10 protein-coding genes are annotated in these 18,569 nt (G+C 50.7%); 3 read left to right on the plus strand and 7 right to left on the minus strand.

The genetic code is table 11. The features are described 5' to 3' along the window. Positions 1-304: 304 nt before the first annotated feature. The 3 genes from Q7T66_RS07865 to Q7T66_RS07875 form a co-directional block, all read right to left on the minus strand. The gene (locus Q7T66_RS07865; RefSeq protein ID WP_304932783.1) at positions 305-4,042 is read right to left on the minus strand and encodes a hypothetical protein; all 3,738 of its coding nucleotides are present in this window, start codon (positions 4,040-4,042) and stop codon (positions 305-307) included. Between the two features lie 168 nt (positions 4,043-4,210). Then, entirely contained in the window at positions 4,211-5,893 is a 1,683-nt protein-coding gene (locus tag Q7T66_RS07870) for a response regulator (RefSeq protein WP_304932784.1), read from the minus strand. A gap of 8 nt (positions 5,894-5,901) precedes the next feature. Continuing rightward, positions 5,902-10,971, minus strand: a complete 5,070-nt coding sequence (locus Q7T66_RS07875) for an AAA family ATPase (protein WP_304932785.1) — start codon at positions 10,969-10,971, stop codon at positions 5,902-5,904. 200 nt (positions 10,972-11,171) lie between these two features. Between Q7T66_RS07875 and Q7T66_RS07880 the strand changes: the two genes are divergently transcribed. After that, positions 11,172-12,182 carry a catalase family protein gene (locus Q7T66_RS07880; protein WP_304932786.1) on the plus strand — a complete coding sequence of 337 codons (1,011 nt, stop codon included), beginning with the start codon at positions 11,172-11,174 and terminating at the stop codon, positions 12,180-12,182. Between the two features lie 171 nt (positions 12,183-12,353). Next, positions 12,354-13,925, plus strand: coding sequence for a hypothetical protein (locus Q7T66_RS07885; protein ID WP_304932787.1), 1,572 nt, complete (start codon positions 12,354-12,356; stop codon positions 13,923-13,925). Positions 13,926-14,085: 160 nt separating this feature from the next. Here the strand turns inward: Q7T66_RS07885 and Q7T66_RS07890 are convergent, their stop codons facing one another. From Q7T66_RS07890 to Q7T66_RS07905, 4 genes are all read right to left on the minus strand, one after another. Continuing rightward, on the minus strand, positions 14,086-14,757 hold the full coding sequence (locus Q7T66_RS07890) for an RluA family pseudouridine synthase (RefSeq protein ID WP_304932788.1): 672 nt from the start codon (positions 14,755-14,757) through the stop codon (positions 14,086-14,088). A gap of 132 nt (positions 14,758-14,889) precedes the next feature. Further along, entirely contained in the window at positions 14,890-16,419 is a 1,530-nt protein-coding gene (locus Q7T66_RS07895) for a peroxidase (RefSeq protein ID WP_304932789.1), read from the minus strand. 20 nt (positions 16,420-16,439) lie between these two features. Beyond that, entirely contained in the window at positions 16,440-17,123 is a 684-nt protein-coding gene (locus Q7T66_RS07900) for a hypothetical protein (protein WP_304932790.1), read from the minus strand. Between the two features lies 1 nt (position 17,124). Then, the gene (locus tag Q7T66_RS07905) at positions 17,125-17,745 is read right to left on the minus strand and encodes a hypothetical protein (protein WP_304932791.1); all 621 of its coding nucleotides are present in this window, start codon (positions 17,743-17,745) and stop codon (positions 17,125-17,127) included. 431 nt (positions 17,746-18,176) lie between these two features. Between Q7T66_RS07905 and Q7T66_RS07910 the strand changes: the two genes are divergently transcribed. Beyond that, positions 18,177-18,542, plus strand: coding sequence for an Hpt domain-containing protein (locus Q7T66_RS07910; RefSeq protein WP_304932792.1), 366 nt, complete (start codon positions 18,177-18,179; stop codon positions 18,540-18,542). Positions 18,543-18,569: the final 27 nt, after the last annotated feature.

The raw sequence follows: 18,569 nt of genomic DNA on the forward strand, positions 1-18,569 counted from the left end.
CGCGCATCTTCCCCAACCGATTGCGATACAGCGATGTGGCGCGATGGCTACGTTTTGAGAGGCGCGCAAGCACGCGAAAAAGCTGAAGTCAGAAGATGTGGCTTAAAGGATGGATTTTCCGGGATTCAGCTGCGTACGGCAAGCAAATCAACTTATCTGATCGAAGGCATACGCGAACGGTTAAAACCGTAATAAAAAACAGCCGCCCTGAATGCACCAAGAGGGCGCAAGGCTGATTTGCCTGACGCCCTCCTGCATGAGAAAACAACGGCCAAGATTTACCCGACCAAGCTGATGTATGAACTTACTCTGCGCTCTGCGCTGCCTTTGCCAAAGCATTCGGAACACTGGACAAGGCATACGAAATTTGCAGCGTGGCCGGTGCAACTGCGCCGGTAGAAACGTTACTCACGGATGCCACTGATTTGCCAGCCTGCGGTGCGAACATGTGGAAAACATCTTGCTGAACATTCCAACCTGCCACGCCGACAAACAATGCCAGGCCAGCTGCAATCGAGGTCCACATGCGCGCGCTGGATTTGGCTTTGTGCGGCACTGACGCACCGGATTCAGCCAACACTGCAGCAGCGCGTACGCGCCATTCTTCATGTTGCTCGCCTCTATCGCTGATGCGCGAAATCAAATCGCGCGCCATCGCTTCTGCTTCAGCTTGCTCTTGATCGGATTTAACTTGATCGGCTTTCGATAATTCCAGCGCAGCGCTAACCGCTTTTGCTTTCTCTTCTGCCGCCGCCAATGCTTCACGTTCTGCTGCCAGCTGCGCTTCTTGTGCCAAACGTGCTTCGGCTTCTACGGCGAGGCGTTGTTTGGAAACTTCAGCCATTTCCATTTCAGCAATGGCAGTCAGTTCCGCTTCAGTGCAGGCTTTTTGTTCGGCCTGCAATTTTTCCTCGATTGCGGTCAGGGCGATTTCGCTGGCTTCCAGACGTTGCTGTTCCAACAGTTGTTGTTCTTCCAGCAGCGCCAAAGTGCGTTGTTCAGCCAACGCACGTTGTTCTTCGACTTGCGCCAGTTCGCGTGCATCGAGTGCCTTGCGCTCTACCGCTTTCATTGCGATTTTTTGCGCTTTGACTTGCTGCATTTCAGTCGCCAGCAATTTTTTCTCTGCAATCAAAATCACTTCTGTCGCATGACGCATCGCTTGTTGCGCCTGTTCTCTGCTGCGCAAAATTTCTGCCTGTTCTTTTTCAGCCCGAATTCTTAATTCTGATTCAAGCAATGCAGCTTTCTCTGCTGCGATCTTCTCTTGCGTGACGCGCAACATGTTGGCAGCGCCTTGCAGACGTTGCTGTTCAGCCTGCAGCTTTTCTTCAATCGCATCCATCGCTTTTTTCTCGATATCGGCGCGGGCACGTTCTGCCTTGGCCAATTCGACGGCTTGCTTCGCTGCGGTTTGTGCAGCTTGCGCGGCCAGACGTTGCTGTTCTGCCTGCTGTGCAGCAGCTTCCAGCATTTGCTTTTCTGCCTGCAAAATAGCTTCATTGGCAGTGCGCGATGCATGATCAGCATCTGCTTGCGCCTGTAACAAACCGGCTTTTTCCTGCTCCTGCAAAATAATCGCTTCAGCTTCAGCACGCGCTTGTTGTTCGCTGCTCAATTTTTGCTGAATTGCCGCCAATGCTTTTTGTTCAGCCAAACTACGTACACGTTCAGCCTGAGCCAATTCCAGTGCTTCTGTCGCGCGCTGTTCAGATGCCAATGCACTCGCTTGTTGCAGCTCTGCCTTGACTCGTGTTTGTTCCAGCACTGCGCGACTTGCTACGCATTCCGCTTCTGCTGCTTCACGAATTTTGCGTTCGTTCAATTCACGTTCGCGCAGCAATTCCATCTGTTGCAGATCGGCTTGAATGCGCGCTTCTGCTTCCGCTTTTGCAGCGGCTTCGATCTGGCATTTTTCTTCCAGCGCCTGCAAGGCCAATGCTTCTGCTTCGGCGTGTTCGCGTTGCGCGCGTGTCAGTTCGACCATTTGACGAACCTTGCCCAAAGCCAGATGCGCTGTTTTTCTTTGCAATGCAGTCTTGGCTTTAGCCTGATCCAGAATATGCTGGTTGGCGATCAACTCAGCCTGACGTGCTGCACCTAATTCTTTATCAGCTTGTTCTTGCTGTACCAGCAAAGCAGCATTTTCTTCATTCGCACGTGCACGTGCTTCCGCCGCAGCACGTGCGGCGTTTTCTTTTGCAATACGCGCTTGTGTCGATTGCATTTCTTTTTGCACGGCTTGCGCAAGCTCACGCTCAGCGACCAGTTTCTGCTGAGTGATCGCCAATGCTTTTTGCTCATCTTGCAAACGTTGTGCTTGCACTTTGGCCAACGCGACTGCTTCACGCGCTTGCGCCAATGCAGCTTCTGCGGCTGCGCGTTTCAGATCAGCTTGTTCTTTGGTTTGTTCAAGTTTGAGTTTGAGCGCTGCGCTTTGTGCTTCTTCAGCGGCCAGGGCTTTTTGTGCTTCTTCTTGTTGTTGCTGCAACAAACTTACTTGTTCTTTGCCGGCTTCTGCACGCGCATTCGCGGTAGCTGCGGCTGCTGCTTCCAGCTGTTTCTTTTCCTGCAATGCCAACAAGGTGCTTTGTTCTGCTTCCAGACGTTGATGTTCTGCGTTCGCCAAGGCCAGCGCTTGCTGTGCTTGCTGCGCCGCGACTTCAGCCATCTGCTGTTGCAGAACGGCGCACTCAGCTGCTTTATCGACTGCAAATTTTTCGGATGCGGCGCGAGCGCTTGCCATTTCCGCTGCAGCGCGTTCCATCGCTATACGTTGTTCTGCCAATTCTCTGCCGCGTTGTTCTTGCTCAGCGCGCACACGTGCCGCCGCTTCGGCCTGCTGTTCAGCGATGACGCGTTGGCGTGCTTCTTCTTCGCCGCGTGCTTCAACCGCGATGCGCGCGCGTGTTTGTTCATCCGCTTGGTGTTCGGCTTCTACACGGGCAATTGCCGAAGTCTGCAATTGTTTTTCAACTTGAATCCGCGCTTCGGTCGCGACGCGCACACGTTCATCTGCTTCACGACGAGATTGGGCGGCGACCGCTGCAATGGTTTCTATATGTTCACGACGTTCTGCTGCGGCACGCATTTCAGTTTCTGCATGCAGACGCGCCTGGATTGCTTCGAGCGCACGTTGTTCCGATTCAATACGGGCTTGTGCAATCGCATGTTGCTCTTGCTCGGTCGCAGCGCGTGCCAATGCATCTTCACGGGCGCGCACTTCGGCTGGAACGCGGTTCAGCATTGATGCCAGCGCTTTGGTATCGGCTTCTTCGCGTTGTTGTGTCAACACCAACGCATCGCGGCGTGCCGCAACCAAGGTTTGATTGGTTTCACGCGCGCTTCTTTCGCGGCGTTCATGTTCACGCGCCAAATCAGCGACGTGCGATTCCAGACGTGCACGTTCTTCAGCTTCTGCTTTTGCGGCTTCAGTCGCGATATGCGTGGCGCTGATGCGCTCTACCATTTGCTGACGTTTGACATTGGTTTCTTGCGCCAGTACTTCAGCGGCTTCTGCTGCTTGCGCGCTCAAGGCGCTTTCTTCCGCGATTTGATCGATTGTCCGTTTGCGTGCCAATTGCTCAGCTTTGGCGCGGCCGATGGCGATGATGCCGAGTTGAGTATCAGCTTCGGTACGGGCGCGCAGTTCGGCGATTTCCTTATTGACTGCGACGGTACGTGCTTCGCTGGCGGCACGTGCTTGGCGTTCTACTTCCAAGCGAGCGCGGCTGGCGGCGATGGCTTCTTCAGCAGCTTTGGCGTTGCGGTTGGCTTCTGCGATGGCGGCGGCATCGGCTTGCACGCGATCTTCGGCAAGTGAGCGTGCATGCGCTTCGGCGTAGGCGCGATTCTCGGCGGTGACTGTGGCTTTGGCTTCTGCTTCCACACGAGCGATGGCTTCACGAATAGCCTTCAAATCCATACCTGCTACGCGCGCGCCAGTCTTGGGCGCATCGATCACGGTATCAATGAAGTCGTCATTGCCAGCATCAGCTGCTTGCAGTGAAAAGTCTTTACGCAGTGCCTGATTCTTTTCCATCGTCATCCTCGCTTGAGAGTCAATTCCGCTGACCTTGCTTACGCCAGTGGGAATTTCTTAATAAGCATTATCGGAGGATGGGTTGTTAATCAGGCTTGAAGAAGAAGGGGGAAATCCTGCTATTTCGGCGATATGGAGGATGTTGCGCCGCAAAAGCCAGGCCGGTTTTTACGGTCTGGCGCTGGCTAATTGCTCCAAAATCCCGCTAAACCTGTCCATTCTGAACGGTTTGACAAGAAAGTAGTTCATCCCGGCATCCATGCAGGTGTGTATATCTGACAAGGTCGCCGCCGCCGTCAAAGCAATAATAGGCAAGTCGGATACAGGTGCCGGCATGCCACGAATGGCACGGGTCGCCGCCAGCCCATCCATTTCGGGCATGTGCATGTCCATCAAAATCAGGTCGAACTCACTTTGTTGCACGGCCAATACTGCTTCATGGCCGTTTTGGGCAACTTGCACGGTATGCCCGGATTTTTTCAGCAAAGCGACGGCTACCTTTTGATTCACTGCATTATCTTCAGCCAGCAAGATATGCAGGGAACGGATGGCGATTGGGGTTGTGTGACTAATAACTGCGGCCTTTTCATGATTCGCCACCGCAGGTAAAAACGTCAACTCGAACCAGAAGCGGCTGCCCTCGCCCACGGTACTTTCCACGCCGATACGGCCACCCTGCATCTCGACGATTTTTTTGCAGATCGACAAGCCGAGGCCGGTTCCACCGAATCGTCGCGAAATTGAATTGTCCGCTTGTGAAAACGATTGGAACAAACGTGCCTGCGCTTCCGGTGTAATGCCGATACCGGTATCGCTTACGGTAAATCGCAAAAGTATCTGCTCGTCGCTCGCAGGAAGTTGCTCGATCTTCAGCGCGACGCCGCCCTTCTCTGTAAATTTCAATGCGTTGTTGATCAGGTTCAGCAAGACTTGCCGCAAACGTCCGACATCGCCAAGCAACGTGCGCGGCAGGTTGTCGGCGTAATCAACATTCAGCGACAAACTTGCACTATCGGTTCTGGCACGCATCAAATCAATGACGCCATCGACCGTCTTGATCAAGTCGAAATCGCCAGACTCAAAATCCAGATTGCCAGCTTCCAGTTTCGAGAAATCCAGAATGTCATTCAAGATCGTCAGCAAGGCTTCAGCTGAATACTGCGCCGTTTCCAGCTGTTCTTTTTGCTCGTCATTCGCTGCCTGCATCAGCGCCAGTTGCATCATGCCGAGCATGCCGTTCATGGGCGTGCGGATTTCATGACTCATGACGGCCAGAAAATCTGATTTGGCGCGATTGGCTGATTCGGCCTCTTCTTTTGCCAACGATAATTCACGCGTACGTTCAGCGACCTGACTTTCCAGATCGCGACTTAAATTTTCCAATGCAACGATATCGTCATAGGAACGCAGGGCAGAAATGACGCAAGTCAAAAGCTTTTGGCGCGTCAATTCGGTTTTGGATTTGTAATCATTGATGTCGTAATCAACCACCACATCACGTTCCGGCGCTTGTCCTGGCTGTCCGGTACGCAACACAATGCGCACACGACGATTATTCATTTGTTCGCGAATTTGGCGCACCAGCCTCAAGCCGGCATTTTCTTCTTCCATCACCACATCGAGCAAAATGATGGCGATGTCGTGATGCGCAGCGAGCATATCGCGTGCTTCATGTGCCGAATATGCATGCAGGAACTCCAGCTTGCGTCCCTTGAAATGCACATCAATCATTGCGACTGCCGTCACTTGATGAACTTCTTCCTCATCGTCGGCAATCAGAATTTTCCACGGAGCTTCAGTGCTGCTCAGGCCGCCTTCTTTTTCAGGCGCAAATGCAAAATCATCAAACATGTGGCGCCTTACGCTAAACGCTGTACAGCTTGCGCTTCAGCTGATGGATTTATTAATGGGGCGGCCGATGCAGACGCGACAGGATTGCGCGGAAAACGCACAATGAAGGTGGTGCCAACGCCAACCTGGCTTTCAACCGTGATCTGTCCCTGCAAGCTGCCGGTGACCAGATTATAAATAATGTTCAAGCCCAAACCACTGCCGCCACGTCCACGCATGGTGGTGAAAAATGGATCGAAAATTTGGGTGAGATTCTCTTGCTCAATACCGATGCCGTTATCGGAAAACCGCAATTCGATCAAATCGGTTTCCACTCCCTTTGCATAAACATTGCGCACCACAATCAGCATTTCACCCGATCTATCGTCAGGGAAAGCGTGCAGCAATGCATTCATCACAAAGTTGGTAATGATCTGCGCCAAGGCACCAGGATAAGTATCAACTTCTATCATGTCGTCGCAATTGACTGTCATACGATGTTCGGACCTGCGCAACATCGGACTCAAATTCGACAGCACTTCATTGATGTAAGCCTTCAAGCGAAAGACGCGTCGTTCCTCACTGGTTTGATCCACCGCCACGTCTTTAAAACTTTGAATCAGTGTCGCTGCGCGTTCCATATTCGACAGCAGCAATTTGCTGATGGTGGTCGCGGTGCCGACGTACGCATCCAGATCCGAGCGCTTCATGTCACCGCTTTGGAATAGTGATTTAAGACGCATCGTTTCTTCCGCCAGCGTGGATGCGCCAGTCACACCGACACCAACCGGCGTATTGATTTCATGCGCGACACCGGCCACTAACTGGCCGAGAGAAGCGAGCTTGGCGGCTTCCACCAATTGCTTTTGTGTGAGTCGTAATGAATTCAAAGTATCGTGCAACTCGGCATTTTTTTGGCTGAGCGCTTGGGTACGTGCTTCGATTTTTTGTTCAAGGTCGTTGTACAGTGCGGCGTTTTCCAGCGAGATCGCAATCTGCGTTGATAGAATCTGCAGCAACTCTGCATGCTCAGCGGTAAATGCATCGACTGCCAGATTATTTTCCATGTACAGCATGCCGACCAATTGCCCCTGCTTTTGCAAAGGCAGACACATGATGGATTTCGGCTGTTCGCGCTCTATGTACGGATCGCCATTGAATTGACTATCGTGAGCAGCATCGCCCAACACAACTTTTTCACCAGTGCGTTTGACGTAATTAATGACAGAGAGCGCCAGGTATTCGCATTTTTCTACAGCCAAGTCCTGCTGCAAAGTAATCGCGTCGGCATTGATTTCTGCCTGCACAAACAGACGTCCATGCTCCATCACCAGCAAGGCGCCTTTTTGCGCGCCAGCATTCTCAATCAGCAAATGCATTAATTTCGACAGCAGTTTATCGAGTTGAATTTCACCCGACAAAGCCTGCGATGCACGAATCACCGTTTGAATATCCACTTGCCGCTCGCGCGCTTCGGCCAAGCCACGCGTATCTGCGCGTTTGTGCGCAATCACGCGCGCCAGCAATGCGGAATGAACGGCCTCAAGTTGCAGCGCCTTCGCAAACGCGCCCCACTCTTCATACTTGGCATGCGCTTGCTCCAGATGCATGCGCGCATTGATTTCTTTACCGACGCTGAGATAAAACTTGCCAGCCAATTCATGCGACAAGGCTTCATCATTCAGGAAGCCGTTATCGCGCGCGCCCTTGATCGCACGTTCGTAGAATTCTTCTGCCTGCTTATATTTACCGGCAACGCGCAAGCGTTCCGCTTCCACCATTTGCCATTTATGCAGATAGTTCATGGGCGCATTCTCCGCCCATGGCTTGAAGCGCGCCTGCATCGCCTTCACGCTTGCCAAAGCCTTGCTGCTATTTTCATAAGGACGGCAGCGTGCCAGTTCGGACAGCGAATGCACCCACATCAAAAATCCCGAAGACGGGGTACCAAAATCAAACCCCGGCAAGGCGATCGCTTCTTTCGCATGCAAATGTGCACTGCCAAATTCGCCGAAATAATATTCGCCTATTGCTTGTATCGTACGCACATAAAAGACGCCCCAAGGATCGGCCGCATTCTTGCGCGCTAATGCGTAATCTTCCTGCTCGCGTCCTTGCGTGATATCAGTAATGGATTCACCGACCAAACGTGAGAACAGCAAAGCCCACGGAATCATCACGCCCAACAAGGCCGCGTAGTCCATCTTGCGATAGATATCGAGATCCTTGCGTATCGTGATCAACGCGTCCTGTACATTGCCACCAGACTGAAAGCGAATCGCATCCGAGAATGACAGCGCAACCATCGCGCCCGGCCTGTCGCCGGTTTCCATCGCATGGACGTAGGTATCCAGCAAAGGCTCCAGCGACAAACGCAAGTGTTCGCGATGATGACGAATAATGCCGTGGAAGATACCGACCGCTCCCAGCAATCGTTTATGACCACCGAGTTGTTCAGCAACCTTGCCGAATTTGTAGCCTTCTTTGTGTTTGCCGAATTTGCCGGCGAGCGTACGACCCCATACGGCGTAGGCATAGGCAGAGTTCGGCGATGAGCCGCAGCGTATCGAACGACGCACGATCTCTAACGCGACCCACAACACCACATTGGAACCGGCAAGATACGTAAAGCCGTAACCAAGAAATGCCATCGTCGCATGCAGTTGCAATAAATATTGCGGGTCTGTTGCGGGCGGCAAATCGGCCAAGTCCAGAATATCCCTACCGCGCAATGCCAGCTTGAGTCGTATCCGTGCAATGCGTATATCTTTTTCGCAGAGATCGACCGGCACCTTGATGCCGGAAATTTCCAGCATTTCAATCCCGGTGCGCATCAATTCCTGCGGCTTGTAAATCGCACCGTAGCAGCGGATCAAGTAATCCTTGGCGGCGATAATTTGATATGGCGTCGCGCTCTTTTCGCAGACGATCTGACACAAGCGTTCCATCTCGCGATAATCAGCGCGCGCAAAAGAAACGTTGATCAACTCCATATACAACTCATGCATGAAGTCAGGCTTCTTGCTCCAGTCGTCATCGCTACCGAACTCGTCTGCAATTTCGATGCAATCACAATGCACATCGAAGGCGGCTGATTTGCGCGCCTTTTTTGCCGCCAGCAAATTCAGATTAGCCAGCTCGTCTTTCTCTAGCTGTTGCCCCAACAAATTTCGTCCCTGATTCAGGTGATCGACGATGTTGAATATTTGTTCTTCCTGCTCGGCTGATGACAAACTATTCAGCAGCAAGCGGCCTATCTCCAGATGCACCGCATCTGTTTCATGTTTGGGGACACCTTCATACGCGGCTTGCTGCACCCGATCATGCTGAAATTGATAAGACGTAGGCGCCAGCGCTACTGCTGCAACCGTATGTTCGGCGGGAATGATCAGACCGGTTTGCAAAGCGTCGTGTAGTAACTCGCTGATTTCCTGCTTGGATTTTTGGCTGACGGTTTCCAGCGTTTGCAGATCGAAACGGTTACCGATACATGCGGCAATCATCAACAGTCTTTGCGTAGCTTCCGGCAAGCGATGCAACTCTCGGGTCAACAATTCCACGACGTTATCGGTAATATTCGACGCCTTGATCTGCTCGATATCCCAATTCCACGAACCATTTTCGAACTGCAATAAACCGTCGCTGTGCAAGCTCTTGATGAACTGGCCGATGAAGAATGGATTGCCCAGAGTTTTGCGATAAATCAGTTGTGCCAGCGGCCGCGTTTCTGCCGCATCGCGTTTGAGCGTATCGGCCACCAGCTCTTCTATGCTGTCTTCCATCAAAGGACTGACTTCGACGATGGTCACGATCGTACTTTTGCGAATCAAATCTATCGTCAGATTCAAGGGATGCGCAATATCGACTTCATTGTCGCGATACGCACCGACCATCAACAAACAAGGATCGTCCAGATCTTTCATCAACAGCGTGATGAGTTTCAACGAGGCCGCATCCGCCCATTGCAAGTCGTCGAGAAACAAAACCACCGGATGATCAGAGTGCGTAAACACGCTGACGAAATTCTGCATCACATAGTTGAAGCTGTTACGCGTCGCACCCGGTAATGGCACTTGCGGCTGCTTGCCGATAATGAATTCCAGCTCGGGGATCGCTTCAATAATCAACTGGCCGTTTGGTCCCAGCGCCTTCAATAACTTGTTACGCCATTCGGCAATCCGCGCTTCGCTCTCAGTCAGGATTTGCCGCATCAATTCGCGGAAGGCGTCATTGAAAGCTGAATAAGGAATCGTGCGTTTGAACTGGTCGAATTTGCCGGAGATGAAATAGCCGCCCTGCGCTACGACAGGTTTGTGGATCTCATTCACCAGCGACGATTTACCAATGCCGGCGTAACCACTGACCAGCAGCAACTCGGCACCGCCGCTTGCGACACGTTTAAACGCATTCAGCAGGCGGCTGTATTCATAATGTCGGCCATACAATTTTTGCGAAATTTGCAGGCGATCACAGACATCGCTTTGTGCCAGTGTGAAGGGCTCGACGACGCCTGACTCAGCGAACGCCGATTGGCAACGCTCTACATCCTTGAGCAAACCTTCCAGACTTTGATAACGGTCTTCCGCATTCTTCGCCAATAACTTCAGGACGATATTGCTCAAGACTTCTGGGATCGCAGGATTGAGGCGGCTAGGCGGCAATGGTTTTTTAGCGATGTGGCTGTGCACCAGCTCCATCACGCTTTCCGACTCAAAAGGCAAATTGCCACTCAGCAGTTCATAGAACACGATACCGAGCGAGTAATAGTCGCTGCGGTAGTCGACCTGCCGATTCATGCGGCCGGTTTGTTCGGGCGAACTATAAGCAAGCGGCACGGTGGCATCGTTGCGCAACTCAACCGAACCGTCTTGCAGCAAACGTAAATTAGCCAGGCATAAAGCCTGATGCAGATCGGTGAGCTGATGCACTTCGCGCAAGCCATGTATCAATGCAACAAACAAAGCGAGCGCGGCACCCAAGTCGTACGGAATATCTGTTGGCGTTGCGGCTAGTTGTGGCTCGGAATCAGATGCGATCGATGGACGAAAAAACATGGAGCGATGCAAGCCGGTTCTGACCGGGCCTGCATGCTTCGACAATGTTGACCAATTCGATGCTTGTGGAAGTTTGATGTGATGCTCCGCTGATATTCAAACTGACGAAAACGTCTCGCTTTTTCTTGCCAAAGAAATAATTACAGTTGATGATAGACAAGTATTACTCGGTCCACCGCCCCACGTAATATAGCTTGAAATGTCTGCTGCGCAGCAACGATGTGGTATCAAATCAATAATAAATCATGTCCAAAAATGCACTAGCTCAGGAAATCATTCCAGCCCACGAGATCGAAGACACGCGCGACCTGGCGGCCCGGCTCCAAGCCAAAATCATTCGCGACAATCCGACCGGCATCATGCGCCGCGATGCCCACCCCAAAATGCATGGCCTGGTTAAAGCCGAGTTCACGATAGAACCCGACTTGCCGCCTGAATTACAAGTAGGCATTTTTAAAGAAGCGCGCACTTATCAGGCATGGATACGCTTTTCAAATCAGGACGGCACCATCCAGCCCGACACCTCGCGCGACATACGCGGCATGGCGATCAAGCTGATGGGCGTTGAAGGCGATAAATTGCTGGAAGCGGAAAGAAACGCGCAGACGCAAGACTTCATCGTCATCACCACCAATGTTTTCGTCACCGCAGACGTGGCCGAATTCGACGGCTTGATCAAGGCCATGACCGGCAGCACCTGGGCAAAGATCAGCTACTTCGCCACACACTGGCGCGTGATCTGGAACCTAATCAGGTCCTTGAAAAAATTCGCCAACCCACTGCAGACTCGTTACTGGAGCACGACGCCGTATCTGTTTGGTGAAACAGCAGTCAAGTATTCGGCGATCCCCCGCGTGACCAATCCTGATGAAATTCCTGCAAATGCCGGACCGGATTATTTACGCGAGGCGATGGTGCGGCAGTTATCGCAACGCGAAGCCGTGTTCGACTTCACCGTGCAACTGCAAGTCGATGCGAGCAGCATGCCGATAGAAGATCCCGGCCATGAATGGAAGGAATCGGAATCGCCCTTCCGCAAAGTCGCCACCATACGCATTCCGCAACAAGAATTTGTTAGTGAAGCGCAACGTAACTTTGGAGAAAATCTGTCTTTTACGCCTTGGCATAGCTTGCCTGCACATAGGCCTTTAGGCGGTATCAATCGTGCGCGCAAGATTGTTTACGATGCGATTTCTACGTTCCGGCATGAGCGGAATAATGTGGTGCGGCGGGAGCCTACTGATTGGGAAATTTGATTGCAATCTTTGACTGGGCTAAAAACCCTTGCATCAACAAATAGGGTGAGCATTAACTTAGAAGTATTCGCTTCATTTTTACTGCCACCAGTATTTTTTAATAATTTTAAGTAAGACCTGTTGTTCTAATTTAATTAAGACCCCCACAATTTTTAACAAGGTTAATAATTTATGCGTCGCGATGTTTCACTTATCCAAAGAGTTTTTCTAATCTGTATCGTTGCAACACTATTAAGCGCTTGCGCAACAGGGAAAACTACCGCTGAATTGCTTACCAAAATCGAGCCGAATACTGGCGTTGTACTTCTAAAGATGGAAGGCAATCGACTTGCCCTGTCTAGCAGCTTATCTTGGGATGAAATCGTTATTCGATCTACTACTACGAACGAAGCGTTTCGTCTCAAAAATCAAACGTCATTTGGCTCAAAACGCTATGTCTTTATCGGACAAGTTCCACAAGATAAGTACAAAATAGAAGAGTTATCCGGTTTCTTTACGGGACTATTCACCGACTGGCTGATTAATAATACCTCTTCCACATCAACTGAAGAAAATCTGGGGACATTCACAGTACAAGACGGCCAGGTGACGGATCTAGGTATTTTGATTGTGTATATGCCAATCGAAAATGATCGGCGAAAAATGCAAATGACAAAAGTAAATTCGAAACTTGAACTAGAGGCGACTTTGCGGCGGTACGTCCCTGAAGATGCACCTAGACTTATCTCCAAACCGTTCCTAACTTGGGATATACCTTCAATTATTGATACAAAGTTCCTTGATAAAGCGCAAAGCAATGTATTAACAACAGGTAAACCACATCATGCCGATGATGGAACTTACTGGGTTGGAGCGGAACTCGGACAATTATTAAAGAGAAAATCCAACGGGGAATGGCTATCAATAGATACCGGGTTAAAGATGCCTGTATTTTCGGTGCTCTCAATAAATAAAGACACAGTACTAGCAGGGCTTGATGATGGAGTTATATTAATTACGGGAGACCAAAAAAACTGGAAAGACGTGTCTTTACCTTTTGGAGGAACTGTCGTTGAGTTAGGACGCTTGTCGAGCGGTGAGCTTGTCGCAATCTCTAAAGAAAAGGGGGCAATAAAAATATTTACATCCCCATGTTGTGGCCAAATCAAGTGGAACATGCTGCGCGAAGTCCCATTCGAGAACACGTATCTGTCATTTGCGCAGGTAACTCCCAAAGATATTTTCTTTGTTGGACTAAAAATGAAGGCATTTGGCTCTGACATTACCCGCTATCGTTACGATGCAACAAACAAGGTGTGGTCGGATGGCCCAAGCAGAAATTTGCAACTCCGCACCTCCTTGGATAAAGACATTCTTTGCGGCGGTGATTTTTATTCAAAAGATCATGGCATTACCTGGATCAAGCCTGAAAAACCGGGAGGCGATATGGTCTGCCGCGACGCTAAAATAATGTACGACCACAAACTAAGTTCGATCGGTTGGTCTAGTAGTGACTTTGAGTTGTTCCGATCACAAGATGGCGGGGTGAGTTGGCAAAAGGTTGGCGACAAACTTCCGCGCTATTCTGGAAATATTGCGCTAGAACTCCGTCAATTTGTAGGCTATGTGGAGCCATTGCAGAAACTTGGGCATCTGCTAATTAAAACTCATGATGGCCGAATTTATGGCTCGCAGGACGACGGCATCCACTGGAAACTTGAGAGAGAAGTCAGCGACGCTTCCAGTCCACTAGTTACCAGATAAAAAACTTACAGATTAAGGTGGGGGGGAAAGAAGAAGAATCTATTACCTTTTTTCCTGACTTGGAGGCGCATGAAATATAAAGGGTCTAGTTATAAGCTAGACCCTTTTCTATTTACGAACGTGACAGCAATACAGTTTGGGTGACATTCGAACTATCGATTTAAAACGGACACTCACTGATACCAAAAATTCGCCCACCACTAACGGGGTGATCAAAATCCACTCCTGTAGCATGTAACAAAAGTCTACCGGCCATACGCTGACTATCAGACGTGCCATACAGATCACAACCCAGAATAGGATGTCCCATTCCTGCACTGTGAATTCTCAATTGATGAGTACGCCCAGTACTTGGTGTGAACAGGACCCGCGTAGTATCCGGCCCGATCCGTCTCTCCAAAACCTGAAAATGACTACTAGCAGCCTTGCCAGTTTCAAAACAAACTTTCAGTTTCGGAAAATTAATAGGATCTTTGGCAATCGGTAACTCGATATCGCCTTCATCTGCAGCTACGTGCCCGTCCAATATCGCCTGATAGGTTTTCACCACAGTACGTGCTTGAAATTGTCGATTGATATTCGCCGCGACCGCCTTGTTGAGCGCGACAATCATCACTCCCGAAGTACCAAAATCAAGCCTATGCAAGAGCAAAGCCGTCGGGAACTGCTGCACCAAACGGTAATGCACAGAATCCAGATTGAGCGGATTTTTGCCTGATAGCGACAACAAGCCGCTGGGTTTATTGATCAGTAATATCGCGTCATCCTGATAAAGGATGGCGATGTCTTCGGCACACGGTGGTGCCACAAAGGTATCTATGCGGGCATTCATTATGACGAATCATAGCTTGATACGATCATCACTCTGCAAAACGTAGGCTGCAAATCAGCGGGGAATCGCGGTAAAGATTAACCCCGCGACTCCCTGTGATTGCCTATTGAATCTACTATCTTTGCTCCGGCATCAAGTTGGATCGACGATCCCTTTGGCAATCATCCGCAATGCCGTCATGCTGGGAATGAAGAAGTAATCACCGCCACGGGTTTCCACCAGGCGTGGAATTTTGTTGAGGAAGTATGGCGCATCGTCGCTGTCCTTCTCTACTTCCAGCACTGCACGGCTCGACAAATCCGCGCCATGATTGCCGAGAATGATTTCCTTGTCGTTACCCGCGTGGAAATCGTTGCCGTAATTGATCCACTGCTGCTGCACGAATTCAAACTGGCGACTGATGCTGGCGCTGATCATCATGATGACGATGCCGTGATTACCATCGTCACGCTTAGGATCCTTGACATCGCCGTAAGGCAGGCCACGGCGCATGACGCGACGGCGATTTGCCAATGCGCCTGGTGTTTCAAATGCATTCGGCGTTGTCTCTAGCGAGGCACGTGGATTGATGCGGCGCAGATGCGAGCTGAATGGACATTTCGCGCCATCCTTATCGTTGTTGAAGGTGAAGCCACTCAACATCTTGTCGCGCTCGACCGGGCTCGCGTCCAGGAACTTGGCATCCCATGCGGTCTTGCTCTGTGCATCCGGCGCATCCACCAAAGGCGCGCCATTATCACGCCAGCGACCAACGAACTTCGCCGCGAGCAGTTCTTTGCCGCCCGGATATTTCGCGCCTTCTTGCTCAAGATACGCGTTGAAGGTGCCGACGTTTTCATGCAGCTTGCGATACACCATGAAGGTGCCGTTGCGCGACAATAATTGCGGTGCTGGTGCTTCTGGATATTCATCGGCTTCGTCACGATGGCCGAGGATAAATTCACCTGTCGCGAGCGGCGCCCATTTGCCATCCTTCATTTGCTTGCCGCGACCGATGACGCGCTCCGGCCTGCCCGGCAATCCTTCAAATACCGGATCACCGATACCGTCGGTATAACCAAAATGTTCCTTGCTGGTCGGCTTGCCATCTTGCATCACCACATGCACGTCCTGGAACGGCAAATTATCGACACCGTTGTCACCGCGATTACCTGACAAAATTGCCACGCCATCGGCGCTACGCGTGACCAATTCTTGCAGCCATTCATAACGTTTCTGCATATCGGCAGGCGTTTGACCATTGATCGAAATCCAGATGTGTACGTCTTTGAGCCAATCGGTTTCGCGATTGTCGCGCCAGATCGGGTCCCAATGTTCGGGCGCGCTGCGACCGTCATCACCGAGAATATCCTTGCGCTTTTTCATCCCCATGACGAATTCCATAGGAAAGCCGATCAGCGATGCGCGCGGCAATTCGAGTTGCTTCAAACCCTGATAAGTGAACGCGATGTTGACGGTCGCCAAAGGCTTGCGGATCGGATTAACGCCGTCATCCCATCTGACGGCGGTCGTGACTTCTTTGGTTACCTCGCCGACAAATTCCCGAGCACGTTCGCCATCACGAATATTCAAGAAGACATAGCGCGCCACCGGAAAGTTATAACGACCGTAGGCTTTGATTACGTTGCCCTGAATGTCTAGCAGATCTAACTGTTTTTCCACGATGTTTATCCTTTAATTTCTTACAGAGTGGATTGACCTGGCGCCCACGCCGGCCCCGCCAGATTGAGCGGCTCAACACGCTGAATGAATGCTTGATAGGCCAGTTGCAATTCCGCTGCTGGCAAGCCTTGATGCTCGGCGGCGAAACGCGAAAGCTCCTGCTTCAGATAAAGCGCTTTCAATTGTTCTGGCAAAGGATCGTCGTTCGATCCGACAAAGAACAAGGCAGCACTCAATTGGCATTTCTTGATGTAGACCACAAATGAATCCGCATCGGTGACTTGATCGAAGCCGTAACAGAATTGCCAGATGTGTTTGATGTCATCGCTGATCGCGTCCCACATGCCGCGCAGATAGGCATCCAGATCGCCATGCAGGTTGCAGGAGAAAACGATATATTTGGATTTAAGGTGATCTTCTCTAGGCAATGCCTTGCGGCGAAACTTGTCTGAAAAAATCGACATGAAGTCATAAAAGGTACCGCCGAATTCAGTGCCAGCCAGGGACTCGTAGTACACGTCGTCCAATACAAAGTAGCGGCACAAATAAATTTGCGGCACTTTGGCCATCGGGCTGTGTTCGAGCAAGCCCCAGTTCTGCAAACGATGTCTGACTTCATCACTGTAAGCAGTGCCGTTGTGGTGACCTTTTTCGATAGGACACAGGCAGGTTAATGCGTAGGCGTTGCCGCTGGTATTGGCCATGTCATTCTCCCTTTGCCTGATCTGCCAGACTGATAATCGGCAAGGGCTGCATGGTGCCCATATCGTGCTGCAGACTACGCAACAAGGCTTTGTAATTTTTCAGAAATTCATCTGGCGGCGCGCTGTTGTACTTGGCGTCGAAAGCCAGCAATTGGGTTTTCAAAGTCTTCGCCGATTTGATGTCATTCGCTGCCGCCATTGGATATGCGGTGTAGTAATGATCGGTTTGAATCTGATTGAACTGAATGTATTCGTGGAAAGGCGTCAGCGGCACCGAGCGTGGATAACGGATATTCCATTTCCAGAATAGATCGAGGCCACTAGGGATCGAGAACGTGAACGAATCGACGTACTGCGCCCAGCTACCGTTGAAATTACTGAAGAACAGCATGTAGGAATAATTCAGCGTTTCCTTGGGCTGATGCTTGCTCAAATGCGGGAACTGCTTGCGGCCGATGATGACCCAGCGCGCGTAATGAATCAGCGACAGCGTAATCAAACCCTTGAGCGTCGATGGCATCTTGAGCGCCACCCAGAAGATAACCTTGTTAATCCAGGTCATATACCAGCGGATCGGTGTGATCACGTTCATGGCATACGCTTTTCCAGCGATATTCGACATGCATTCTCCCCTTGCAACATCTGACACAATCACATGAATACCAGCTGGCAAAGAAGACGCAAAATCACAGCAGCGTTCTCAGCCTCTGATATTTACTTTTGGAACAGGCGTCAAGCTGATGCTCTTGTACGTCTTGTTTACAGTCTTGTTGTTCTTGCGTGTACTTCGTTCGTAAGGATCGATACGATCACTGACGAACACTCCCTGATTGCCACCGTTACGGATGTTGCTGCCTGCTTTTTTGATTCGAGTTTCTCTTGCACCTTCTATTGATTGCAGGCTGCCGAAAGATTACATGATTGAATGTATTTTTTGCAATAAAATAAACAAGCAGATAAATGAAAGATTCCCCAAACAGCTGTAGCAACGCTCCTTGAACGAAGTGCGGACGCGCTGGCCTCCAGAAAAATACCAAGAAAGCCACAACGACTATGCAACGAGATGATGAGCTGGATGCAACACAGGAAATGTTTGGTGATGATTTCGCAGAACTTGCGCATTTATTCCTCGGCGATAGTGCTAAACGGCTAGCCCTGCTGCGCACAGCGATCGCCGACAAGGATGCGATTGCAATCGGAAAATTGGCCCATATCTTGTGTGGCAGCGCAGCGTCGATAGGTGCCACTGCACTAGCGGCTTTATGCGGCGAACTGGAAACCAAGGTAAAGAACAAGGATCTGGATGATGTAGTTTTGCGTTTGAATACGATCGAGGGCGAGTACGCCCATATCAGCGCAAAATTGCATCGCATGCTGAAAGCAGATAGCGAAATAAATACACCCGGCGCAGATCAATAATATCAAGCCCCGGGTTAATATCGGCTT

It is taken from the genome of Herminiimonas sp. (assembly GCF_030655415.1).

What these genes read in the sequence shown, in the direction of transcription:
- Q7T66_RS07865 (WP_304932783.1), bottom strand. Translation starts at nt 4,042, where the DNA reads ATGGAAAAGAATCAGGCACTGCGTAAAGACTTTTCACTGCAAGCAGCT.
- Q7T66_RS07870 (WP_304932784.1), bottom strand. Translation starts at nt 5,893, where the DNA reads ATGTTTGATGATTTTGCATTTGCGCCTGAAAAAGAAGGCGGCCTGAGC.
- Q7T66_RS07880 (WP_304932786.1), top strand. Translation starts at nt 11,172, where the DNA reads ATGTCCAAAAATGCACTAGCTCAGGAAATCATTCCAGCCCACGAGATC.
- Q7T66_RS07885 (WP_304932787.1), top strand. Translation starts at nt 12,354, where the DNA reads ATGCGTCGCGATGTTTCACTTATCCAAAGAGTTTTTCTAATCTGTATC.
- Q7T66_RS07890 (WP_304932788.1), bottom strand. Translation starts at nt 14,757, where the DNA reads ATGAATGCCCGCATAGATACCTTTGTGGCACCACCGTGTGCCGAAGAC.
- Q7T66_RS07900 (WP_304932790.1), bottom strand. Translation starts at nt 17,123, where the DNA reads ATGGCCAATACCAGCGGCAACGCCTACGCATTAACCTGCCTGTGTCCT.
- Q7T66_RS07905 (WP_304932791.1), bottom strand. Translation starts at nt 17,745, where the DNA reads ATGTCGAATATCGCTGGAAAAGCGTATGCCATGAACGTGATCACACCG.
- Q7T66_RS07910 (WP_304932792.1), top strand. Translation starts at nt 18,177, where the DNA reads ATGCAACGAGATGATGAGCTGGATGCAACACAGGAAATGTTTGGTGAT.